Annotated in this window: 23 protein-coding genes and 1 tRNA gene; 2 read left to right on the forward strand and 22 right to left on the reverse strand. The window is 68.6% G+C overall.

All coding sequences use genetic code 11. The features are described from left to right. Window positions 1-190: 190 nt before the first annotated feature. The gene (locus tag WFJ01_RS17485) at window positions 191-610 is read right to left on the reverse strand and encodes a GNAT family N-acetyltransferase (RefSeq protein ID WP_336629839.1); all 420 of its coding nucleotides are present in this window, start codon (window positions 608-610) and stop codon (window positions 191-193) included. A 78-nt stretch (window positions 611-688) separates the two neighbouring features. On the opposite strand from WFJ01_RS17485, the gene WFJ01_RS17490 reads away from it, so the two are divergent. Then, a complete protein-coding gene (locus WFJ01_RS17490) occupies window positions 689-1,645 on the forward strand; it encodes an NUDIX hydrolase (RefSeq protein WP_336629840.1) in 957 nt (318 codons plus the stop codon). A gap of 288 nt (window positions 1,646-1,933) precedes the next feature. On the opposite strand, the gene WFJ01_RS17495 is transcribed toward WFJ01_RS17490, so the two are convergent. From WFJ01_RS17495 to WFJ01_RS17510, 4 genes are all read right to left on the reverse strand, one after another. Then, the gene (locus WFJ01_RS17495) at window positions 1,934-3,346 is read right to left on the reverse strand and encodes an HNH endonuclease signature motif containing protein (RefSeq protein ID WP_336629841.1); all 1,413 of its coding nucleotides are present in this window, start codon (window positions 3,344-3,346) and stop codon (window positions 1,934-1,936) included. A gap of 62 nt (window positions 3,347-3,408) precedes the next feature. Then, on the reverse strand, window positions 3,409-3,789 hold the full coding sequence (locus WFJ01_RS17500) for an RNA-binding S4 domain-containing protein (RefSeq protein WP_336629842.1): 381 nt from the start codon (window positions 3,787-3,789) through the stop codon (window positions 3,409-3,411). Then, window positions 3,786-4,502 carry a lysoplasmalogenase gene (locus WFJ01_RS17505; protein WP_336629843.1) on the reverse strand — a complete coding sequence of 239 codons (717 nt, stop codon included), beginning with the start codon at window positions 4,500-4,502 and terminating at the stop codon, window positions 3,786-3,788. Before WFJ01_RS17505 ends, WFJ01_RS17500 begins: the two co-directional genes overlap by 4 nt. Window positions 4,503-4,561: 59 nt before the next feature. Next, window positions 4,562-5,146 (reverse strand): GNAT family N-acetyltransferase, encoded by a 585-nt coding sequence (locus WFJ01_RS17510; RefSeq protein ID WP_336629844.1) that lies wholly within the window; start codon window positions 5,144-5,146, stop codon window positions 4,562-4,564. 202 nt (window positions 5,147-5,348) lie between these two features. On the opposite strand from WFJ01_RS17510, the gene WFJ01_RS17515 reads away from it, so the two are divergent. After that, window positions 5,349-5,422, forward strand: a tRNA-Pro gene (locus WFJ01_RS17515). Window positions 5,423-5,650: 228 nt separating this feature from the next. Here WFJ01_RS17515 and WFJ01_RS17520 read toward each other — a convergent pair. From WFJ01_RS17520 to WFJ01_RS17600, 17 genes are all read right to left on the reverse strand, one after another. After that, window positions 5,651-6,847, reverse strand: a complete 1,197-nt coding sequence (locus WFJ01_RS17520; protein WP_336629845.1) for a site-specific integrase — start codon at window positions 6,845-6,847, stop codon at window positions 5,651-5,653. Then, a complete protein-coding gene (locus WFJ01_RS17525; protein ID WP_442928063.1) occupies window positions 6,840-7,040 on the reverse strand; it encodes a helix-turn-helix domain-containing protein in 201 nt (66 codons plus the stop codon). Before WFJ01_RS17525 ends, WFJ01_RS17520 begins: the two co-directional genes overlap by 8 nt. Continuing rightward, the gene (locus WFJ01_RS17530) at window positions 7,024-7,605 is read right to left on the reverse strand and encodes a hypothetical protein (RefSeq protein WP_442928062.1); all 582 of its coding nucleotides are present in this window, start codon (window positions 7,603-7,605) and stop codon (window positions 7,024-7,026) included. Before WFJ01_RS17530 ends, WFJ01_RS17525 begins: the two co-directional genes overlap by 17 nt. 29 nt (window positions 7,606-7,634) lie before the next feature. Further along, window positions 7,635-8,084 carry a single-stranded DNA-binding protein gene (locus tag WFJ01_RS17535; RefSeq protein WP_336629847.1) on the reverse strand — a complete coding sequence of 150 codons (450 nt, stop codon included), beginning with the start codon at window positions 8,082-8,084 and terminating at the stop codon, window positions 7,635-7,637. Window positions 8,085-8,120: 36 nt separating this feature from the next. Continuing rightward, the gene (locus WFJ01_RS17540; RefSeq protein ID WP_336629848.1) at window positions 8,121-9,926 is read right to left on the reverse strand and encodes a TraM recognition domain-containing protein; all 1,806 of its coding nucleotides are present in this window, start codon (window positions 9,924-9,926) and stop codon (window positions 8,121-8,123) included. After that, window positions 9,923-10,486 (reverse strand): hypothetical protein, encoded by a 564-nt coding sequence (locus tag WFJ01_RS17545; protein WP_336629849.1) that lies wholly within the window; start codon window positions 10,484-10,486, stop codon window positions 9,923-9,925. The genes WFJ01_RS17540 and WFJ01_RS17545 overlap by 4 nt, the downstream gene beginning before the upstream one ends. Before the next feature lie 63 nt (window positions 10,487-10,549). After that, on the reverse strand, window positions 10,550-11,551 hold the full coding sequence (locus WFJ01_RS17550; RefSeq protein ID WP_336629850.1) for a DNA-processing protein DprA: 1,002 nt from the start codon (window positions 11,549-11,551) through the stop codon (window positions 10,550-10,552). Window positions 11,552-11,685: 134 nt separating this feature from the next. Continuing rightward, on the reverse strand, window positions 11,686-14,124 hold the full coding sequence (locus WFJ01_RS17555; protein ID WP_336629851.1) for an LPXTG cell wall anchor domain-containing protein: 2,439 nt from the start codon (window positions 14,122-14,124) through the stop codon (window positions 11,686-11,688). A gap of 299 nt (window positions 14,125-14,423) precedes the next feature. Then, window positions 14,424-15,422, reverse strand: a complete 999-nt coding sequence (locus WFJ01_RS17560) for a hypothetical protein (protein WP_336629852.1) — start codon at window positions 15,420-15,422, stop codon at window positions 14,424-14,426. A gap of 39 nt (window positions 15,423-15,461) precedes the next feature. Then, on the reverse strand, window positions 15,462-16,955 hold the full coding sequence (locus WFJ01_RS17565) for an ATP-binding protein (RefSeq protein WP_336629853.1): 1,494 nt from the start codon (window positions 16,953-16,955) through the stop codon (window positions 15,462-15,464). Next, the gene (locus tag WFJ01_RS17570; protein ID WP_336629854.1) at window positions 16,952-17,722 is read right to left on the reverse strand and encodes a hypothetical protein; all 771 of its coding nucleotides are present in this window, start codon (window positions 17,720-17,722) and stop codon (window positions 16,952-16,954) included. The genes WFJ01_RS17565 and WFJ01_RS17570 overlap by 4 nt, the downstream gene beginning before the upstream one ends. A gap of 103 nt (window positions 17,723-17,825) precedes the next feature. Then, window positions 17,826-19,292, reverse strand: a complete 1,467-nt coding sequence (locus WFJ01_RS17575; protein WP_336629855.1) for an SCO6880 family protein — start codon at window positions 19,290-19,292, stop codon at window positions 17,826-17,828. Between the two features lie 3 nt (window positions 19,293-19,295). Beyond that, window positions 19,296-20,642, reverse strand: coding sequence for a conjugal transfer protein TrbL (locus tag WFJ01_RS17580; protein WP_336629856.1), 1,347 nt, complete (start codon window positions 20,640-20,642; stop codon window positions 19,296-19,298). Between the two features lie 18 nt (window positions 20,643-20,660). After that, window positions 20,661-20,933 carry a DUF6112 family protein gene (locus WFJ01_RS17585; protein ID WP_025155409.1) on the reverse strand — a complete coding sequence of 91 codons (273 nt, stop codon included), beginning with the start codon at window positions 20,931-20,933 and terminating at the stop codon, window positions 20,661-20,663. 90 nt (window positions 20,934-21,023) lie between these two features. Beyond that, window positions 21,024-21,290 carry a DUF6112 family protein gene (locus WFJ01_RS17590; protein WP_336629857.1) on the reverse strand — a complete coding sequence of 89 codons (267 nt, stop codon included), beginning with the start codon at window positions 21,288-21,290 and terminating at the stop codon, window positions 21,024-21,026. After that, on the reverse strand, window positions 21,287-22,459 hold the full coding sequence (locus tag WFJ01_RS17595; protein ID WP_336629858.1) for a M23 family metallopeptidase: 1,173 nt from the start codon (window positions 22,457-22,459) through the stop codon (window positions 21,287-21,289). Before WFJ01_RS17595 ends, WFJ01_RS17590 begins: the two co-directional genes overlap by 4 nt. A gap of 13 nt (window positions 22,460-22,472) precedes the next feature. After that, complete coding sequence (locus tag WFJ01_RS17600; RefSeq protein WP_336629859.1) at window positions 22,473-23,063, reverse strand: hypothetical protein; 591 nt, start codon at window positions 23,061-23,063, stop codon at window positions 22,473-22,475. Window positions 23,064-23,115 lie beyond the last annotated feature (52 nt).

Consider the following 23,115-nt stretch of genomic DNA (forward strand, 5'->3'; position numbering starts at 1 on the left):
GTATCTTCAGGCCGTTCCGGTGTGCTCGGGTTGTTCCGGTGTGCTCGGGTTGTTCTCGTGTGCTCGGGCTGTTCCTGTGTGCTCGGGCTGTTCCTGTGTGCTCGGGCTGTTCCGGCTTGCTCAGGCTGTTCCTGTGTCCTCAGACCGGGCGGGGCGGGGGCACCATCGCGGGTGTCGTCATGCGGTCCGGTCAGACGGAGCGGGGCGGGCGCACCATCGCGGTGCGGTCGGGCTCGCTGAACCCGAACTGGCGATAGAGGCCGTGCGCGTCGCTCGTGAACAGCGTCCAGCGCATGTCGGGGCCGGGGCCGTCGTCGATCATGAGCCGCATCAGGCGCTTGCCGAGACCGTGGCCGCGGTGCTCGGCGTGCACGTAGACGTCGGCGAGGTAGGCGAAGCCCACGCCGTCGGAGACGGCCCGGGCGAAGCCCACCTGCGCGCCCGTGTCGGAGCGATAGACGCCGACGACGCGCCACGCGTTCGCGATCTGCGTCTCCACGTCGGTGCGGGAGCGCCAGCGACCCCAGTACGCCTCGGTCGACAGCCAGTGCCACACCGTGTCGAGCTGGATCCGGGCGGGGTCGTCGTCGAGTTCGTAGGCGTCGTTCATGTCGCCATTCTCGCAACACCGGGTGCAACCCGCCGACGTACAGGGCCGTGCCGCGGCGGCGTGTGAAAGGCTGGACGGGTGACGATCGTTCCTCCTGCCCCCGGTGAGCCGCGGCGCCCGTTCGGACCGCTCGACTCCGGCGACGCCTGGGTCGTGGCACCGACCGGGGAGCGGTACTGGGGGCGGTACGGCGCCGCAGGACTGCTCGCCTATGACCCTGCCCGGGGCGTGCTGCTGCAGCACCGGGTCGCGTGGTCGCACCACGGCGGCACGTGGGCGCTCCCGGGTGGTGCGCTGCACGCCGGCGAGAGCGCCCGTGAAGGAGCCATCCGCGAGGCGCAGGAGGAGGCGGGCGTCCCGCACGGCGCGGTGCGCGCGCGGTTCGAGAGCGTGCTGGATCTGGGCATCTGGAGCTACACCACGGTCGTCGCCGATGTCGTCGTGCCCTTCGAGCCGGTGATCAGCGACCCCGAGAGCCTCGCGTTGGAGTGGGTGCCCGTCGACGAGGTCGATGCCCGTCCGCTGCATCCCGGATTCGCGGAGGCCTGGCCCGAGCTGCGGGGATTGCTGGAGGTGCGACCCGCGGTGATCGTCGACGCCGCGAACGTCGTCGGATCCGTTCCGGACGGCTGGTGGAAGGATCGTGCCGGCGCGACGGCACGCCTGCGCGACCGGCTGGACGCCTGGGCGCGGCGGGGTGTGGAGGCCGAGCAGGTCGCCCTGGATTCGACGCGCTGGCATCCGCGGGTCATGCTCGTCGCGGAAGGGGCGGCGCGCGACGTCGCGGATCCCGAGGACAGCGCCGACGTTTCGTGCGCCGTGGAGATCGTGCGGGCGCCGGGATCCGGAGACGACGCGATCGTCGACGTCGCCCGCGCGCGCGTGGCGGCGGGGGACCGTGTCTTCGTCGTCACGAGCGATCGCGGACTGTCGTCGCGGGTCGAGGCGCTGGCCGGGGCAGGGGGTCCGGCTGAGGTGAGGCCGGTGCGCTGGCTGCTCGATCAGCTGGGCGACGGCGCGCCGAGCGCGGACTGAGCGAGGACCGGGCAAGGACTGAGCGAGCCGGACGTCGAGATTCGTCTCGTTTGCGCGGCTCTCGGAGTACTTGTCAGTGCTGCCCGGGCCTGCCGTCAGCGATGCTCGGACTCGCGTCATCGGCTCTCGGCTTCCGTCAGCGATGCTGGGGCTGACGTCAGTGACCCCCGGGAGTTCCCGTCAGCGAGGCTCGGGCTGGAGTAAGCGATGCTCGGTCTGAAGTCAGCGACCCCCGGAGTTCCCGTCAGCGGCTCTCGAGCTTCCCGTTAGCCGCTCTCGGGCTTCCCATCAGACGAACATGACCCGTCGTGGCGGATGGTCGTCGTAGCTGCGACCGAGCGGACTCGTCCATCGCAGGGTGCCGTCGGCGAGCTGATGCGCCGTCCAGCGCACGATGTCGTCGAGATCGGGATGCTTGAGCGGATGGTGCCCCGGGCAGAAGTCGGCCAGGTTCGAGAGCTCGGTCGGTCCGCCCTTGGCATGATCGAGGTTGTGGTCGATCTCGCACCGAGCGGCCGGCGTGTGGCATCCGGGAAAGCGGCAGCGCTGATCCCTCGCGCGGAGGAACCGCTTCATCGCGTCCGTCGGGGTGTAGCGATCTGTGCGGGTGACCATGCCGGTGGCGTCCAGGAAGAGCCGGTTCCATCCGGTGACCTTGCGCGCGAGCTCCCTGGCGACGTCGGGGTCCAGAGGGCCGCGCCCGTCGAGCTCGGCGAGCCGGTCGTCCTCTCCGGCCAGCGTCGTGGCTGCCACCGTGACCTGCACGGTGGCCCGGATGCTGTCCAACCCCGTGCCGTGCACCTCCGAGAGACCGGCCGCGAGCAGGAGATCGACGAGGGCGTCCGCCTCGATCTGGGCGCGGGTACGGCCGTCGGCGGTGACCGCGTGCTCGGTCTCGTCGTCGTCCTCCGGGCGACTGATTCCGGGGTCGATGGCGTAGGTGTCGTCCGTGACGATGAGGTCGTGCGCATCCAGCCGCGGGTCATCGGGGAAGAGGTCAGCGGACTCGGATCCCTCCGTATCCGAGTCCCGGGCGGATGAACGGGAGGTCTGCGCGATCGCCTTCGCGAGGCTGCGCAGGCGGTCCTTGATGGCGACCGCGTACACCTCGGGCAGGACGGCCGTGAGCAGCGCCATGCCCTCGTCCAGGATCCGTACCGTCACGCATCGCTCATCGACCGCGCGACGGTGCCGCTCCTTCACGGATTCGCCCGCGATGACCGCCGCGATCTGACGAGCGGCGACCCGGGTGCGCGTGGGGGAGTCCTGCTCCGCCACCGCGATGCTCGCCTGCTCGTAGGCGGCGAAGGACTCGGCGGGGATGCGCCCGTTGCGGACGGCATCCCGAATCGGATCCGCCGCCGAGATGATGGCCCGCACGTGCTGCACGGAGATCGTTCCTTCGCGAAGCGCCTGGTGGAGGCCGGCCAAGTGCATCGAGAGTGCTTCTGCATCCGCGAAGGCGTTCTCCACGGCCCCGGATCCGATGTGGCCGGCGGCCGAGTACTCGGCGATCATCGAGCGGCGGGCCATGTCTCGATGCACCGGGTGCGCCAGCACATCCTGGTCGAACAACGCGGCCCGTGTGGCCAGCAGGTCGGCGGCCTCAGCTTCGAGCCGGGCGATCTGCGCGCGCTTGGCCACCCACGCGTCCAGCACCACCTCGCGGTCTGCGAGTGGGGGACGGGTGAGGCTGTTCATGTCCCAATTTTAGAACAAAGCTACGACATTCATAGGGGTCTGTGGATAAGTCGCAGCGGGAATCATGGGGTGTCGCGACCCCGGAGGCGATCGATGTCGCGGCGCTCACGCTTGGTCGGACGGCCCGCGCCGCGGTCGCGCAGACCGGCCGCGGCCACGGGCTCGCGGGGTGGCGTGCGGTCTTCGGCGGCGACGGCGGCCAGCGGAGCGCCGACCCGCTTGACGAGGGTCTGGCGGACGATGAGGATCCGGTCGAAGCCGCTGATGCGGATCCGCAGTTCGTCGCCGATCTTCACGGTCTGCGCCGCCTTCACCCGCTCGCCGTTGAGGCGTACGTGCCCGGCGCGGCAGGCGGTGGTCGCGGCGGAGCGGGTCTTGAACGCGCGCACCGCCCAGAGCCAGCTGTCGATGCGCACGGGGCCGCTCGCCCAGGGCTCGTTCATGGGCGGGCTCCCTGGGTGCGGTCGAACGGCGTGGGCTCGACGGCGGTGGTCTCGGCACGGCGACGCAGTGCGAGCAGTGCTCCGGCCACGATGAGGCCCTGTCCGATCGTGTAGGTGGCCATCACCGCGGGGCTCGTCCAGTCGGGCATCGCATCGGACAGGAACAGGCGGAAGGCGAGGATCGAGTCGCTGGAGAGGAAGAACACGCCGCCCCAGGCGACCATCGGGCGGCAGCGGGCGGAGGTCGCCGCGGTGCCCGCGAGGACGATGCCGTAGGCGCCGACGGCGACGAGCAGGGATCCGGTGTGCGGTCCGAGGATCATGATCATGAAGAGCCACCAGAGCACGAAGACGACGGTCCACATCGGCAGCCGACGCACGCGCAGGTGGCGCAGGAACAGCAGGATGTACGCGACGTGCGCGAGGCCGAAGAACCCCAGCATGAGGGGCAGCTCCGGGGCGAACGGGAAGAACAGACCGGCCTCGTCGCCGAGCCAGGAGAAGGTCAGCGCCACGATCAGCAGGACGGCGGCCGCGCGCGGCGCGAGCGTCTTCCACGCCAGTAGGACGGGCAGGGCCAGCAGTGGCATGAGCAGCACCTTGGTCGGCGTCGTGAGCGGACTGTGCGTCGCGTTCGCCAGTACGTGGATCACGGAGACGACGATGTAGGGAGCGAACGGCCACAGGGCGCGAAGTCGGGTGCGGCTCTGCATCCCTCCATCGTAGGAGTGCGGTGACGCGCGAGCGGTCGGCTCCGGATCCGTCGGTCTCACTATGCGGCGAGGCTCAGGCTCACCAGCGGCCGCCCCGAGCGCAGCTCGCCGACGACCGAGAATCCCGCGGTGAGGAAGGTCGACAGCGCCCCGTGGAAGAGCTCGTTCGACGACACCTTTTTGGCGGCGGTGTCGACCGGATATCCCTCGACGACGCGTGCTCCGGACTCACGGGCGTATTCGACCGCCGCCGCGAGAAGTGCCGCGTTGAGCCCCTGGCCGCGCTGATCGCGGCGCACCGAGAAGCAGGACACCGCCCACACCTCGCCGTCGTCGAGCGGCTCCTGCGTCGCGGCGACGATGGCGCGCGTGTATCCGAGCCGGGCCTGCGCCGGCCGAGGACCGATGCGGATCCACCCCGCGGCCTCGCCGTCGACATAGGCCACGATGCCCGGCGGGGGACCCGCTGCGATCTCATCCCGCAGGATCTCGACCCGCTGATCCTTCGTGGTGGCGTTCCAGTCCTTGTTGCGCAGCACGGGCCACACGCACTGGCAGGACGCACCGTCGCCGCCTCCGGTGAGCGTGCGCTGCACGTCATCCCACTCCGTGGGCGTCGCTGCCTTCGTCGTGATCGTGGTCATGCCCCGACCCTACGCGCGGCCGCGGACATCCGCGCCGCGCCCGGACCGCGCCCGGTTTCGCGGAGGACTCGGGAGTCGGCTACGATAAGGGAGTTGCCCGCGCTCCGGCGCGGTCGTCCACGGGCTGTGGCGCAGCTTGGTAGCGCACTTGACTGGGGGATAAGTTCAATAGCCCTCGGATCAGTCCGAAACAACTAAACAACGGGATGTGGCGCAGCTTGGTAGCGCACCTGACTGGGGGTCAGGGGGTCGCAGGTTCAAATCCTGTCATCCCGACAGAAAAGCCCTGATGAGAAGGAATTTCTTGTCAGGGCTTCTTTCGTTTTCGATGACCTCCGCCCGGTCCCGTCGAGGGTCCCAAATCGGGTTCAACGGCCCTCGTCCGTCAGCGGGTTGACAGCAGCGCGAAGGAAGCTAGTGGGCCAAAAAGTGGAAATCTAGTGGGCCAATTCTCGGGCAGCACCATGTCCCGCCTCCTCGCGGAGCCGGGGTTGGCGTGACGCATCAGAGCTGAGGGGCGGGTCGTCGGGGAGTCCCATTCCTGCGTGTCTGCGCCGGGCTGGCGAGGAACTGGTTGGCGAGCTTCGCGGCCTCGCTCAAATGCCGGTGGTCAGGATGCAGGTAGCCCTTGGTCGTCTCGATCGAGGCATGGCCCAGGATGCGTTGCAGCACGTGCAGAGGGACACCTGAATCAGCGAGCCAGGTTGCGCCTGTGTGCCGGAGTCCATGGCGTTTGAGGTTCTCGAGCCCGAGCCCTGTGACGAGCTGATCCCACTTGGTCGCGTCGCGCACCGTGGCCGTCGTGAGCACTCCGCCGCGCGGCCCGCGGAGCAGCGGATCTTCCGGGTTCCTGCCTACGGTGAGGCGGACGAGGATCGGTTCGAGCGCGTCGAGGATGGGCACGTAGCGGGTGGTGCGACCTTTCGTCTCCTTCGTGACCAGTCCCCCTTTGCCGGGGTAGGTCTGCCGTTCGATCGTCACGATCCGACTGTTCCAGTTGACATCTCCGGCTTGGAGGCCGGCGACCTCTGACCCGCGCGCGGAGAGCAGCGCGCAGAGCATGACGTGATCGGAGTAGCTCTGGTGGACTTCCGCGCAGGCGTCTGCGAGATGGTTCAGGGTGTCGAGGTCCGGGATCGCGAAAGCCCGGAATCCGCCGGTCTGCCGCCTGTCGTCCTTGCCGTAGGTGCGACGTGCTCGGGTTCTCGCCGGATTGGACGGGATCACTTCGTCGCGCACGGCGACATCGAGCACGCGCACCAGGGGCGCGATGCTGTTCTTCACGGTCGATGGCCCATACTCGGTCTCCCACCGATCGATGGTGCGGTCGATAAGGCCGGTGCTGATCCTGCTGACCTTCAGATGCCCGAGCGCGGGCAGGACGCGGAGCCGGAGACCGGCGTCGTAGCCGTCGACGGTGGAGGTCGGGTCGAGGCCGCGCTGCCAACGGTCGCCGATGGAATCGACGTACTCCTTGAGGGTGATGAGCATGTCCGCGCCCGTCTCGGTGGACTGGCGCATCTTCTCGAAGAACGCCTCCGCCTCTTCCTGGGTGGCGACGAACTCAGACCGGCTTGGGCGCTTCTTCGTGTGCGGATCGGTCCACCGCACCCTTGCGAGTAGCCCGCTTCCGCGGCTCTCGGTGCTCTCGGTGAGTTTCACGCCGAGCGGTGGCATCTGATGCTTGCGCGGGTCAGCCATGCTTCGCCTCGCGTTCGAGCACCCAGGCGCGCACAGTCGGCGGGTTGTAGCGGGTGACCGCACCGACCTGCACGAATGGTGGCCCCTCCTGCTGGCTGCGCCAGCGGGAGAGCGTGGCCGGAGAGACGTTCAGGAACTCGGCGGCTTCGCGCGAGTTCCAGAGCGGTTCGACGGCATCAGTGGTCACGGACATGATCGGCCGACCGTCGCGCGCGGAGGAACTCGTCCTCGATCTCCTGTCGCGCCTGCACGTCCGCCGCTACGAAGTCGATGAAGTCCTCTGCGCGATCCGTGATCGTCTCGTCTTCGATCGGTCCCTGCGGGTCCTCGCCCGGCCAGATGGTCTGCCGTGTCGGGCGGTCGCGGTCGATCCGTGTTCCGCAGGTAGCGACCCATTCGCGGAGCCGGTCGCGGGTCGCCGCGAAGTCGGTGTGCCAGGCGATCGGGCCGGAGGCCGATTGGTCGGGGTCGTAGCTCGCGATCCAGTGCAGATGCAGAGCCGAGAGCTCCCACACCAGCTCGGGGTGCCGGTGCCAGAACGGCGGCACGACGGATGCGGGCAGACCGTAGGTGCGGCGGAGCCAGTCCACCCACTGGTTCAGCGCCAACCATTCTGCTTCGGCGTCGCCAGAGGAGAGGAGATTCCAGTTGATCGGGCGTGGCGGCTCCGGGAGCGCGGTGCCGGCCATGAGCTGGTCGTACAGGTCGTCTTCCTCGATCTCGGAATCGAACTCTCCCTCGGGCTCGTCGCTGGGCATCGGAGGCAACGGGATCTCACCCACGCGGGTCACCGCCCCAGCGCCATCGCAGTCGGAGCACGAAACTCGACCGCCGCCGACAGGGATGATGTGGGCAGCGTAGGCGCTGCGTCGACGGGGCGAGGGCTTCGCGTTACCGAGTAGCGCGGATGCGAGGTGTCGAAGAGGAGCTTGTCGGCGCGGAACTGGAGCTGTTCGACGCTCTCTCCGCGACGCTCGAACGTCCTGGAGTGGAACTCGCCGAGCGCGACCACATCGTCGCCCTCGGCGAACAGCTCGAAGGCTGTCTCGGCTCGGTCACCCAGGACGGTGAGCCCGACATAGGCGGTGCCCGTGAGCGTGAAGGTGCCGTCGTCCTCGCGCTGATACTGCTTCTGCCCGAGCTGGGTCACGAACAGCAGTAGCCCGTTCTGCAGCCGCTTCAACTGCGGGGTTCGCGCGAGATACCCGGCCACTGAGGTCTTGGATCGCATGTCCATCGCACTTCTCCTGCCTGCGCCGCGCCGGTCGCGGCACTACTCCATAGGTGCGCCGCCGTCACCCACGGCCCCGCGGTAGTGCAACTGCGCTTCGACCTCGGCGCGGTCGGCGACGAGTTGCGCACGGTCGGTGCGCTCGGTCCAGCGGCGAAGTCGTGTGACGATCGGGGGTGCAGCGCGGAGCAGCACGAGTCCGGTACCGAACGGGAGCCGGCGGATCGTATCAGGCGGCATGATCGAAACCCGTCGGATGGAGCGTTGCGCGGAGCGGGAGCCTTGGTCGCCGACGGTCGTGGAGTCGGTGATCTCGTCGCGTTCCCCGATGAGGGTGGAGAGGTCTTGGAGATCGCGGCTGTTGGAGGCACCACCGAGGATGATCTTCACGATCGCGGCATCCCAAATCGCGTGCGCCGCGTTCTCGGACCACCGTTCGCGGGCTTGGGCGAGAGATTGCAGGACGGGCATGGTTGTGATCCCGGTACCGCCGCCCTCGGCCATGAGCGTCGGCAACGACGGCAACGGTGACAGGTTCGCAACCTCGTCGAGCGCGAGCAGCAACGGCGGATCGAGCCGAGCGCCCGGACTGCGCGCTGCGAGCCGGCGCGCAGCCTCCACCACGTCTTCGATGAGCGCCGCGACCAGAGGGGCGCTGTTGTTCGCACCCGCGGCGGTCGCGAGGAGATACAGCGTGCCGCGCTGCTCCAGAAACGCTTCGGGGTCAAAGATCTCGTCTGGCGTGGGTGTGACGGCGTCGAGTACGCGCGGGTCCGCGAGGGCGGCGAGTGCGAGGGAGACGCCTTGCCAGATCGAATCGCGGGTTCGTGGGTCGGCGTCGATCATCGCCTGCAGTGCTTCCGCCCAGCCTCCGGCCGCCATCGGGTGCGCGGCGAGGATCGAAACGGCGTCGCCGGCGCCTGCGGGGTCGAGTGTCCACCGGAACAGGTCAGCCGGCTGTCGATCGTCGAGGGCGGCGGCGTGGAGGAGACATTGGAGCGCGACCCGGGTTTTCGCTTCCCAGAAATCACCGCCCTCGACGCCGCCTTTCCCGAGCCCGGTCGCGGACGCGAGCCCGGACGCGCGGATCATCGCGGTCAACGGGTCCGCGCACCCGCGAACGGGCGACCAGCGCAGACCTGCCGGGATGCCATCGGCGAGATGCTGCGGATCGAACACCGCGACCGGCCCGACCTTCTGACGGGCGCGGATCGTAGCGGTCACATTGTCGGGCCGGGTGCTGGTCGTGATGACCGCACCGGGCGCGTCGAGGATCGTGTTGATGACGATGTGGACGCCCTTCCCGGAGCGGGGAGGTCCGATCAGCAAGATCGAGTCCTCGACCGACGCCCACACCTCAACTCCACGAGATGCACCGATCCGATATCCGACATCCGCCGGCTCCGGATGGTCGAGGGAAGGGCGCAGGTTCCCGGCCCTGGCGAGCAGCGCCCGCGGCGAACCGGCATGCGTGACTTCGGCCCGTGTCGCGATCCCGGCGATCCGGTACGGGTCCATCGCCTGACGCCGCGAGTGATGGCGAAGCAGCACCCAAACCCGCCAGGCGGCAGCCCCGGCACCGAGGATCAACACCCCGGCGATCAGCCAGTACACGACAGGGTTGAGTCCGGGCGCGTTCAGGGTGTCAGCGGGATCGCCTGGCCGCAGCAGCACCCTCGCTCCGGCACCGAGCCCGGCTGTCGGTTGTGGAGTCCCGAGGATGAACGCGGCGATGCTGCCGGCGGCGCGGAGGAGCACGGCGATCACGCCGAGGGTCGCGAGGAGGACGAGGGCGGCGTTGGTGAGTTCGTCACCGAGCGTCCCGGTGGGACGGATCGGAGTGCTCATGTGGGTTGGCCGATGTAGATGGTGCCGGAGATCCTGCCGAGCAGGATGACTTCCCGTGTCGGCGCGTGATCGAGGTAGCGGGCATCGACCAGTGCGCGGGAGATCCCGTCCGGGCCGGTCTCGGTGTGCGCGATCACGATCGCGACCGCCACGTCTTCACCAGGCATGAATCCAGACCCGGCGAACTCCGCCAGACGCGACTGCACCGGCTCAGACGAAACCTGCGGGGGCTCGACTGTCTGGCTGACGTGCTGTTGTGTCGGCAGGGGAGTCGGCGCCGGTGTCGGGGCTGTGCGGCGGGGTTTGGGTGGGACGCGGTAGTCGGTGATGACCCTGCCGTCGGTTTCGACCACGTCGACGCGGAGCGTCTGCCCGGGTCGCTGATCGCTGATCGCATCGACGATGTGCGGGAAGGAAGCACGCCGCCACGGTGGCGCGAACTCCGCCGGGAGGTACGGGGCACCGTCGACGGTGACGTGCAGGGTGCCGTCGCCCTGGACGAGCATTCGCACCATCACGATCACGGAGGCATCGGCTTTCGTGCGGGCACGCTTCGACATACGGTTCTCCTTCGAGATCACAGAGGGACGCCCGCCGATCCCGGGCGAGGCGGCGGGGACGGTTCATAGCGCCGCTCGCCTCGCGGCCTTGCCGGCATCCGGTGCCGCACGGCGGGCGACTTCCTGGATCGCGGAGCTGAGGAACGATGGCGGGGCGGGGTCGAGGAGTTCGGTGATGTCGCCGGCGTGGGTGATGACCTCGGCGAGGCCTTCCCGCAGCAGCCGGTGACAGCCGGATGATGCGGCGGAGGTGATGGGGCCGGGGACGGTGCCGACGGGGCGTCCGAGCTCGGTCGCGCGGGCGGCGACGAGCAGCGACCCGGATCTGTATCCGGCTTCGGGGATGATGCTCGCGCCGCCGAGGGCTGCGAGGAGGCGGGCGCGGGCGATGAATCGCCACTTGGTTGGCGTCGTCTCCGGTGGCGTCTCGCTGATCTGGATTCCGCCGGCATCGGCGATGTCTTGGAACAGGTCCGTGTGCCCGGACGGGTAGGGGCGGTCCAGGCCGCCGGCGAGGACGGCGATCGTGGATGCGGGGCGGATCGCGAGGGCGGCACGGTGCGCGGCGGCATCGATGCCGTATGCGCCGCCCGCGACGACGATCCGCGGTTCCCGCAAGAGATCCGCCACGAGTTCCCGCGTGACGTGCTCCCCGTACGACGAGGAAGCACGCGCCCCGGTGAACGTCACCCGTGACGCGAGTGAAGAGGTGAGCAGTTCGGGGTTCCCTTTCGCCCACAGCATAACCGGGGCGCGGTCGCCAAGATCCGCGAACGACGCAGGCCACCCCGCCCTGCCTGGCGTGAGGACGAGGAGCTGATGCTGGTCGGTGAGGCGGGCCACCTGGTCGGCGAGACCATCGACCAGCCGAGCCGCGGTCGCCTCCCGCCACTCAGTCCCCAGCACCGGGTCGACCTGGGCGGGAAGCGGAATGCGCGGGTTCCGGAGCAGCGCGAGGGTCTCGGCGGGGCCGATGATCCGGAGCATCTGCCCGGTGACGGTATGCCCGGGTTCAGTGAGGGCGGCAATCTCCATCCGCGCCCGTACGTCGTCGCTGTCCTGCATGATCTCTGCCCTCCCTGGAAGTCGTTTCTCAGGGGTCAGGTGCGCCGGGTGGGCATACGAGAACGGGCGGAACCGTGCAGGCCCTCCGAGGGAAGGGGGCCGCGCGGTTCCGCCCGTCGTATTGGGGGGTGCGCTTACTCGTTCATCAGGTCGTCGATACCGGTGTCCTCCTCTCTGACGTATCCATTGCGCTCCCGGTAGAGCGCGAGCCTGCGCCCGAACCAGAGTGTGCCGCCGGCCGCGAGGAGAGCGGCCGCGATCCCGCCCCAGACGAGACTCATCCACCCGTCGCTACCCGTCTGCGCGAGACTCGTGGGCGGTTTCGGCAGCGGCGGCTGCGGGGTCGGAGGGGTAGGTGGGGTGCCCGGCGGGCGCGCATTCACAATCGTCGTCTCACCCGGCGCACCGCACTTCCCGGCCGTGATCGCCTTCCCGTCCTGGCCGTACAGGGTCTCAACCCAGTACACGTTCCCCGGCTTGTCCACTGTCGTCTCGCCGGAGCGGTAGTGGCCGGCCTGTGTGACCGGCACTTTCGCCGAGGTGAAGAACGGGGCCTCGCACACCGGTTCTTCGCCTGCGGGCTGGGGGCCGTAGGCGCGGAACATCAGGTAAGCGCCCTTCGGGATGTCAGTGCCCTGCACGAGCGCGGTATCTGAGAACGGGTCGCCCACGAACGCGGACTCCTGCGCTTGCGTGACCACGGACACGGGCTGCTCGACGCCGGGGACGAAGAACCGTTCCCAGATGTCCGCCGGTGAACTCACGAACGGTTGCACCCGATCATCACCCTCGAACGAGGTGACGATCACGTAGTAGCCCGGCTTCGCAGGCCGGATCGCATCCTCATCGGTGTAGCCGATGTCATAGACCCCGTTCTTCGCGGGCGTCGTGACCGTCGTCAGCACCGGGGCATCCTCGAGCGGCAGATCCGCCGTCAACTCCGTATCGGTCGCGAAGGGGCCGTAGACGATGTGCGTTAGCTCCTTCGTGTCCGGACCCCAGTAGCCGTCACCGGTGAAGTCGGGGTGGTTGTCGGGGAACCCGGTGACGGTGATGCGGTCGAACGCTCGCCCGCCCTTGTGCACGTTGTACTCGCGCACCTCCGACGTGATCGTGACCGGCCACCGCACCGAGTGCGATTCGACGTTGATACCGTAGTCGTCGCGCCAGTCGGCGGCGAGGAACGGGCGCACCCATTCCGGCTGCGACGCCTTCTTCACCTCCCACACCCACGTCACGAACCCGGCATCAGGAAGCGTCACCGCGGGCGACGTGTACGTGCCGGGGCCTTCCGCGACGATCTGCGCCGTGCCCACCCGCACGGCGCCTTCGGGGATCTCCGCGCCCTGGACGGGCGGGAGGGTCCCGGGCACCTGGTAGGCGGTGGCCTCGAACACGACCGGGATCGGGGCCCCGTTCTGCTTCAGCCACGCCCCGTTCGTCGATGACACCGTGATCGTGTCGGTGACGGCGTCGCCGGGCTTCACGAGTCGGCCGTTCGCCTTCGACACCGCCTCCGGCTGGAACGGCACCACCGACGTTTCCGCGACACGTCCGAACCGGTCGGTGAACGAATCGGTGAGGTACTTCGCGTTCTCGCCCTGCTTTTGCTTGTCGATGCTCCACACCCACGTGTAGAACCCCGACGAACGTGCCACGAGCGTCCCCGGCGACACGTAGGTGCCGGGATGCGTGAGCGTCAACGACTCGGTGCCGAGCACGGGGGCACCGGCCGGGGGCGCGTTCGCTTCGGCGGGCTGCGCGTCGAACGGCCCATACAGGGCACCCTCAGCGAGCACCGGCACAGGGGTCCCGTTCACCGTGATCCACGAGTGCTTCGTCACCGAAACGTTGAGCTGGTCGGTGAACGGGGTGCCGGCCTGCACGAACGTCGACGACACCTGCGTTTCGATGACCGGCTGGAAGTCCAACGGGATCACCGGAGACTCGGCCTGCGCCAGCAACGGCTTGAACGAGGCCGCGGCGAGAATGCGCTGCGACCCGGGCGTGTAGAACAGGTCCACACCGGCACCCAGTCCGGTTGAGGACGCGGTGAACGCGGCGCGCACCCGATAGTCGGGTGCGCCCTCTGCCGGGGTGCCGATGATCTGATGCGTGCCCGCACCCAACGCCGCCGACGTGGAACCGCTCGCGAACGTCGCATTCGACAAGCTCACCGTGCCCGATAAGGACGCCGGGTCCGTCGCGATCGTGAGCGTCCCGTGGTACTGGTCGGTCATCGTGATAGACAGCGACACCGACGGGTCCTTCACCGCGTTGGACGCCGCGGCATCGCGCATCGCGGCCAGGTGCGATAGGACGGTGGCCTGTTGGTTCGCGGGGACGCGCGTGATGAGCCCGCCGTCGCCGCCCTTGCTCAGGTACACGTCGTGGTCGGCGACGTCCCAGACGAACATCGCGACCGCGGAGGTGATGTTCGGATCACGAGACTCGCCCCACCGGCCCATCACGTAGTTGAGCTGCGCGAGCTGCGTGCGCGAGAGCGCATCGAGCAAGGTCTTCAGCTCGGGCGGCTCCGTCGTCCCCCACGGCCCGACCGCACCGAGATCCATGCAGTACGTCTGCCGCCCGTGCGAGGAGAACGCTCCGATAAACAGGTTCTCATCCCCATACCCGGTGCCGAGCGTCGCCGCCTGCGCCGGCGACGGGAAGAACAAACCTCCGAACAACAGAAGCAACGCCGTGACGATCGCCGCGATCCGAGCCGTGGCACGGGCGGGCGGTGGAGGTGAGGTATCCGGTGGAACGAGAGACGTGTTGGACATGCGCGAGGCCTTCCTGACGAGATCGGAGACCATCGTCAGAACGGCGACGGCCACCAGCCAGGTACGCCCGCTGCGACTCTGAGGCGCTAGACGCTTCGCCAGTCTTGGTCGTCGAGAGCGGCTAAGACCCGCCCAGAGTCCGTTACGAGCCGCACAAGTCCGAGAAGTCGTGACGGGAATCCAGCGGGATCGGAAGCGAAGCTCTCTTCATCGGCCTCCAGCCCGAACCGGTCTCGCAGGTTCACCGGCAGCTCTGCTCCGGCCTCCTCCACGAGTTGGCGACCTTCGGCTACCAACGCCGGTATCGTCCGCGGCCGAAATCGTTCGATTCTGGAGGTCACGGGCTCGAGCGGTTGCAAGCTCGCACTGCGCAGGCGCGTCGTCGCGCCGATGATCCAGGCGTCGCCCGTGTCAACGGGGAGCGGAATCGGGATGCTTTGTATCGCATCGATCGCATCGATGTCGAGGGCGAGGGAAATTCGGGAGGCATCCTCGTGAACGTTCACGTAGCGGAGCACATTCACGCCCGGAGCGCAAACCTCGGAGAGATAGGCGTTGCCAACGAAATCGGTGGGCTCAGGATGCACACCCGGCTCGATCACGCAGTCCTGACGGAGTCGAACCCGGTGGAGAAAGAACTGATCCGCTGACCCGCTTTCGTCGTCGATGCGGCGGAACATGTTCTCGATGGCGGCCTCGTAAGTGCCGATGTGCAGGGCTTTCGATTTCTGGCGTGCGGCCCATCGTTCAACGGCACCAGGGCGCGCACTCATCGATTCCATGCGCTGCCTGGTCTCTTCCGTCAGATCAGAGGCTGCGTCGAAGTCACGATCGGGCCATATTGCGTGCGTCGATGAGTGATACCAGGTCAAGTCGCGGGTTGCGGCCTCGTCGTGCGCCTGATCATCGGGATCCGCGGTGAAATCGGGACGGTCCTCGCCTCGACAGTCCGTGCCGCATGCCGGGCAGCCCTCTTTGCCCTGGTCGAAGCGGTCCAGCCAGTCGACAGTCGCGTCCCACTCATCGGTGCACGCGCCACACCTCATCTGTCGCGGTCGCCTGAAGTCAATGGGCCGTTCGATCACGGCATCAGGATGACAGGGGCCACCGACAAACTTGCTCTTCTAGAGCATCCGTGCCCGAGTGTCGAAGAGTTCGAGTTCTGCTGGGTGGAGCTGGTGCTGCACGACGAAGCTGCGGTCCTTGATCTTCCACAGCCCTTGCCCGATCCCGAGGCCAGGGAGGAGTGAGCGTTCGGTGCCGGTGAGGCCGAGGGTTTGCGCGGTGACGCCGAGCTGATCGGATTCCTGCCGGTACACGATCCTTGTTTCCGCATTCGCGAGCAGCGAGGACGCGAGCGCCCGCATCCGTGGGCCCTGATCGCCCACGTTCTCCAAGTCGGTGAGCTTGTGGAAGATGAGGAGGTTCGCGAGCCCATAGTGGCGAGCGAGCCGCCATTGCGCATCCATCCGGGCGAGGAGTGCCGGGTAGGACATGAGCCGCCAGGCTTCGTCGTAGACCACGAACCGCTGTCCGCCGGACGGGTCTTGGAGCGCGGCTTCCATCCACGCCGCCGAGCACGTCATCAGTACCGCGAGCAGAGCCGAGTTCTCCGCAACCCGAGAGAGATCGAGCGACAACATCGGCAAGGTTGGGTCGAACTTCTCGGTGGAAGGGCCGTCGAAGAGGCCGGAGAGGTCGCCGGCTACGAGGCGGCGCAGCGCGTGCCCCACCATGCGGCCGTCCTCCGTGAGCCGCCCATCTGGATCATCCGCGATGGCGGGGGAGAGGATGCGGTCAACAACCATTGGCAGGACCGGGACTTCGGATGAGCGGACGGCGTCGGCGAGGGCGAGGTCGATCGCGGTGTGCTCGACCGGGGTGAGCCGGCGGTCGAGCACGGTTTCGGTGAGTGCACCGATGAGGTCACGACGCCGCGCGGCGACCTGCGCGGCCCAGTCGGCGTCGGGAATCCCGGTCGCACGGTACCCCTCGTCGAGCGGGTTGAGCCGCGTCGGGAGGGAGGGGCCCAGGACGATGGCGCGTCCACCGACGGCGCGGGCGACGGCCGTGTGTTCGCCTTTCGGGTCACCGGGCACGTAGACGCGGCGACCGAATGGCAGCGCCCGCGTGTAGAGGGCTTTCGCGAGGGAGGACTTCCCGGAGCCGACGATCCCGGCGAGGATCAGGTTCGGGGCGGTGATGACCCCCTGTCGGTACAGCTCCCACGGGTCGTAGACGAACGAGCCGCCGGAGTAGAGGTCCTGGCCGATGAAGGTGCCAGCGGAGCCGAGACCGCCTTCAGCGAGGAACGGATAGTGCCCCGAGAGCGTCGCACTGGTGTCCTGATGTCGCGGGAGCCGGAACCGCCCGGGTGTCCGCAACGCTGCCGCCCCGGCCTCGCCGGCACGGGGCAGATACTCGGTCGCGCGACGCGAGTCCCGCTCCGCGTCGGCCACCGTTCTCGCGGCTCGCCTCGCTGCGGTGCGAGCGTCAGCGCGGATGCGTGCAGCGGCCTGCTCACGGACTCGCCGCTGCTTGCGCCGTTCACCCTCCGGCCCGACGAGCACCGAGGTGTGCAGCTCACCCGCCTCGGAGTTTTCCGGGTTGTTGGTCATCGGCCGAGACCGCGCTTGGCCGAATGGCTCACGATGGGTGGCCGGTTCATCGTCGGAGTGCCGAGTCGTTCACGCCGGGAACGCTCTGCGACCGGCGTCGCCGCCGACTCCGACGCCGTGCTGGGGGTGGCCTGCCTGGGTGGATCTTCGGGGCCGATGATCGCGGGATCGGGCAGAGCGTCGCGTTGCCGGTAGAGGCCGACGTGCCCCATGAAGGGGTTGTAGACGACCGTGTATGTGTCGCGGGTGGCGGTCTTGTCGAGCTGTCCGACCGGTGGCTGGTCGTAGACGTACCCGTTCTCGAGCGCGGCCTCCGCAGTCTCATCCCCGAAATCGTGCCCCGCCAGGTGCTCGATCGCTTGATCGGCACCGCGGAGCGTGATGATGTCGATGACCTGGGCTTCCTCGCCCTGCAGGAAGACGACGTTGATGAACTCCCGTCGTACGTTCGTCACAGGCTCCGAGTGCCAGGCGATTCGTCCGGCCGCGCCCATGCTCGCGTCGAGGCGGCGTTCGGTCTGACTGATCAGTACAGCGGCGGCGCGGAGCTCGGCCGCGGTTGCTGCGGCATCGCTGCGGCCGGCGGGCCCGTCCCCGGCGTCGTCGGTCGCCAGGTTGCTGAGGGTGTCGTGCGCGGTCGCGAGCTGGCTGAGGATCTGTTCGAGCGACCGCACGGAGCCGAGCAGATCACCGAGTACCTGGTACATCTGCTCGGGCTGGTCGACGCGGCGGGTCGCGTGGGCGAGTCCACGCATGGCCTCGGACATCTCGGCTGCATCCGCGGGGGCATCATCGAAGGTCGGCATGACAGGGGTTCCTTCACCAGAGGACGATAGGGGTACGAACCAGGTGCGCGCAGCGCTGTCGGGGTCAGACGGTGCGGCACAGCGGCAGCGCAGCAGCGGTGAACGCTTGCGCTTGCTGGCCGACGAGACGGCGGGTCTCGCAGGATGCCTGGATCGCGGCCTGCTCTACCTGGGATACCGCCGCATCTAGCTCGCCGACGGTCGGTGCGGAAACCGAGACGAGCCCCACGACACGGAGTACGCCGTGGCCGGCGGTGAGCTCGGATTCCTGCTGCAGCACGTCCTGATACTCGGCGGAGGCTTGGGTGTCTTCGACTTGGCCGATCTTGCGGCGTTGGGCGGCGTCGGCGATCATCTCGGTCTTCTTCTTCCGCAGATCCCGTGCCGCCTGGTCCGCCCGCACCGGCAGATAGTGCAGCGACAGAGAGCGGAGCACGCCGCCGGTGAGGATGACCGGGGCGAGGAAGCCGGGGAACGTCTGCGCGCGGGGCCATTCGCTGATCCACAGCACCGCATGATGCGCGCTGTCCGAGCGAAGCCGGTCCCAGGTCTCGGTGACGGCGACCGGGCCTGCGGTGGCGAGGTCGCGGCCGAGGTCACCGTGGCGTTCGAGTGCGGGGCCTGCGGCGGGGTCGTAGGCGGTGCGGAGGGTCAGGGCGACGTCGCCCGGGGTGAGCCATCCGGTCAGGTGGAGTTCGGCGGAGCGCAGCGCGGTCTGGAACGACTGCATCTCCTGCCGCAGCACCGCTGCGGCGCCTTTCATGCCGCCGCCGGCGGAGCGGATCTGCCGGACGGCGGCGCGCATGTCGAGGGAGAGGGAGATCGTGGTCGCGTGCCGTTCCCCGGCAGGGCCGGCGCGTTCGATGAGCTCCCGATACGTGGCCGCCGCCCAAGACCCGTCGTCGCGCCCGTGTTCGCGCCACCATTCCGCAAGCCCAGAGCCGGAGTCGGGGAGGGTGCGTTCTTGTACTTGGATGCGGGCGATCCTGCCGGAGCGGCAGGCAGCGGCAAGGACGCGCCCCCAGCCGGTGACGCGGCGCTGCTGCTCGCCCGGGTCGAGGAGCACGAACGCGGGATGCGACACCCCGCACACCGCGGTGAGAGTCTGCGCGTGCGGGTCGTGGAGCATCGCCGCCCTCGTCTCGGGATCGAGCCACTCCCGCAACGCGGCGAGGTCACCGGGGAGGGCGAGGGTGCCGGCGGGGCGTGGCTTCACGACCCTGCGCCGGTAGGTGGTCTGCTTCGCGCGGGTGCGCAGCATCCACCGGACGGTGATGGGCACCCATTCGATGATCTTCCGCCCGCTGAGAGGAACCCAGGCGATCGCGACGAGCACTGTCCAGGCCGGGGATGACCAGGCGAGCCCTGCGCCACCGTTCGTGTACAGGCCGACGACGATGATGATCAGCGCGATGGCGAGGACGATGAGCTGCGGCAGGGAGAGGCCGAGGAGGATGCCGCGCCGCGTGAGACGCGAGAACTGCACCGGTCGAAGCTCAAACGACAGATCACCGGTGCTGGTGGCGGTCATGGGTCACTCCTTCACCGGCGGTGTGGGCGTGGAGCCACCGGCCGGGTGAGACGGCGGCGGGAGCACGGTAGGAGGCCGCTGCACCGGTGCCGCGCTGGGCGGCGGCGCAGCCTGTTCGGATGCCGTGCCTGCGTGGCTGTCGGCGGCGTTCCCGATCGCCCCGCCGAGCTTCGGCCCGGCCGTCGCAGCCTCCTTCACGACCACCGCGCCCGCCACGACCGCCGCGGCAGGTCCCGCGGCCGCGGCGCCACCGGCGGCACCGCCTCCGGCAGCAGCCCCTCCGCTCGCGGCACCGCCCCCACCCGAAGCGGCACCGCTGGTCGCGGCGCCTTCGGTCGCCCCGGGAGCCACGGGCACCGACGCCTGAGGAGTGCCGCCCGAGCTGGGCTCCGGGGCATCGAGTACCTGCTTCGGGGCGGGGCCAGTCGGCTTCGATGGGAGCGGGATGGGGCGGTTGACGGCGTTCTTCGCTTCCTGCTCCATCGACGCCGCCTGATACATGTCGAACCCGACAAAGCTCAGGAACTTGTACGCCATATAGGGGGCGAATGCGGCGATGAACAGCAGCGCGATGCCCGCGATGGGTTCTGACAGCGACTTCAGATCGATGCTGATCGGGGCAGAGACTTGGGCGGTCGCGATGAGGAAGATCACGACCACGACGAGCTTTGACGCGATCAGAGCGACCACGAAGGTCGCCCATTTCCCGAACCAGCCGCGTGCGGATTCCCAGGTGAGGCCGGCGAGCGCGATCGGTCCGAACACGATCGCGACCAACAACAGGGCTTTGCGGATGAGGAGGGAGAACCAGAGGATGAAGATCGCGGCGATCATGAGCCCGGCGAGGAAGATCGTCAACAACGCCCCCGCGCCGCCTGCCACCGTGGTGACGGTGACGGCAGCGATCAGGAGCGCGAGACGGTCACCGATGCTCTCGATGGTCTGCCCGGTGGCCTGGATGATCCCTACGCAGAGCTGATCGGTGATCTCCAACAGCAGCGCGGTGAGGGTGATGAGGACGAAGGAGCCCAGCACCGATTTCGCAAGTCCCAGGGCGGCGCGGGTGAGGGCAGTGGGGTCGCGCCGTGCGAGACCGGCGATGAGTTGGAAGCAGAAGAACAGCAGCGTGATGAACACCGCGATCCCGAAGAGGATGTTGTAGACCTTCACGTACCCGTCGGAGGTGACATCAACTGCGGTCGTGGTGGAGAACACGTCCCACATGCCCTGAAGCAAGGTCGACACGGCGAGGCCCATCGCGGACGCGATCCACCCGAAGAACGCGCCGGCGGGGCCGTCTCCGATCGCGGTGCAGACGGTCGAGATGCCGGGGACATCGCAGATACTCACCCTGAACCAGCGCCCCTGCTAGTTGACGGCCTGGCCGACGGTCCAGAAGAAGTTGATGAGCGTTACCGCCGCACCGCAGAGGATCGCCGCCCCACACGACACCAGAACGCCGGTCTTCCCGCGCGACGCGAGATGCGGGTTCGAAGAGTTTGCTCCGAAGCCCCAGACGATCGCGGAGACGATGAGCGCGAGCACCGAGAGGATGAGGCCGACAGTCATCACCGCCCCGACAATGTCGCGCAGCTGCGCGATCCCGGGAAGCCCGTTGCTGTTCGGGTCAATATCGATCACGACTGTCCTCCTGCCAGGATGCGGACGCGACTCGTCCACCAGACAGGTGCACCCACCACCCCGAAACAGGGGCCGGCGTCGCAGGCCGGGTCAGATGCGGTCGCCGACCGTGAGGAGGAAGTTGGTCCAGGCGATGCCAGCGCCGGCAAGGGCCACGGTGCCGATCGCGACGAACACGCCAACACGGGCTTTCTGCGCCGTGTAGGGGTTCCCCGTCGAAGAGGCGATCGCCCAGGCGATCGCGGAGACGATCAGGGTGAGCACGGCGGCGATGAGAATGATTGTGAGCAGCGCCCCGATCACGCTCGCGAGGTCACCGGACGCGCCAACCGCCCCGAAGTCTGGGAACACGTTCACGATCCGCCCCCGACCCTGGCGCGGCACCCCACCGGGGTGCTGGTGCCGTCGCCGGGCTGGGCCCCGTGTGCGGTGAGCCAATCAACGGCGTTCACGGGCGGCTGGCCTTGCCCGCCGGGGCGGATCTCGACATGCAGGTGCGGGCCCGTGGAGCGACCGGAAGAGCCGACATCGCCGATGTGCTGCCCTGACGTGACGGTCTCCCCGCCCGTGACGAAGATGCCGTCTTCCCACATGTGCGCGTAGTAGGACGCGACTCGCGCCCCGTCGACGGTGTGCTCGATCACGACGAGCCCACCCCACCCACCGGTGTACTCCGCAACCGTCACACGACCGTCGGCGATCGCGTAGATCGGAGTGCCCGCTGGGGCGGCGAGATCGCTGCCGGAGTGGAACGCACGCTCTCCGGTGAAGGGATCGGTGCGCCATCCGAAACTGTCGGTGCTCGCGTAGGAGCCCGCCGGGAGCGGGAACACGACCCGCGATGTCTCCGGCACCGGGCCAGCCCCTCCGGTGCCGCCGCCGGTGGGGGAGGGATTGGTGAGGGCGGTGAGGATCGCGTCGGCGACGGGCTGCCAGTTCCGGTACCGGTCGGGGAACGCCGACACCTCCACGGCCTGTGCAGCTGATCCGGGATCGAGTTGTTGCCAGCCGAGGATGTCGAGCAGTCCGCGTGGAGAGGGGTAGTTCGGGCCGTCCGTCCCGCCGAAGAACGCGCGCGCCTGATAGGTCGGGTCCATGAGTTCGGCGACGGTGCCCCATCCGGACGCGGGCCGCATCTGGAACAGACCCAGTGAGTCGTGATCGGACCCGTTCCCGTCATTTGGGAACGACCCAGACTCCGGGTACGTGCCCGTGTTGGCGAGCATCCGCAGCCTGGACTCGGTGAGGGCGGCCATGAGCGCGACCCGGACGCCGGCCTGCCCGACACCGGGGATGCTCGCCCCGGTGGTGATGATCGTGGCCGCGTGAGTGAGCTGCCGCTTCTCGAGCATCACCGACACTCCGTCCGCCGTGGTCGCGGTCAGCTCGTCGGGGATCTCGCCCACGGTCAGGGAACCGGTGGTGCAGAACCCGAGCGGGCCCGCGAACGCCGCGACCGCCACCATTGCGGTCGACGGCCCAACACAGAACAGCACCAAAACGAGGATGAGCAGCTTCTTCATCATCAGCGCACCCCGGTCACTGCATAGGCTGGTCGACGGCCGAGAGCCGTAGCAGCCGGCAGGCGTCGCCGGTCGGGCAGGCGATGAAGACCGTAAACGACATCGGACGCGCGTCCGTGACCGGCTGCCCCTCCCAGACGCCGTCCCGGTGCCGGGTCCCAGTGACCGTGAATGCGGCAGCCCCAGGCGGAATCAGCCCTGGTGCCGCTTGCTCGGTGACGGCCGGCCAAGTGGGCGGTGTGGAGAGGGTGTCGATGGTGAGCCATTGCCGTGTGTACGCGTCGCGGAGCTTCGCCCAGATCTCCTGATCCGGGTAGTAGCCGCGCAGATCCGAGACGAGTCCCGGCGCCTCCTCGGGGTCGGCGACATCGATCAGTGGCTGCATGAACTCGCTCACGTCCTGTCCGATGGTCGTGTCCCAGGCGAACAGACGCGTCGCGATCGTGCGCGCGAATTGCTCCGCATCGGACTCGGCTTCGATGGGAGCAGGGGCGTGCGTCCGGTCCGGTGCGACTGGCGTTGAGCTCTCAAGCGATGGGGAAGGCTCCGGCGTGCCGGGGCCGCGGAGCAGTCCGTAGATGCCAACACCGACGAGCAGGAGCAGCACGGCACCCGTCGCCATAAGAACGACGGGGAGGCGGCGCGACTTCTCACCGGGC

It is taken from the genome of Microbacterium sp. MMO-35, assembly GCF_037147555.1.
GTDB lineage: Bacteria > Actinomycetota > Actinomycetes > Actinomycetales > Microbacteriaceae > Microbacterium.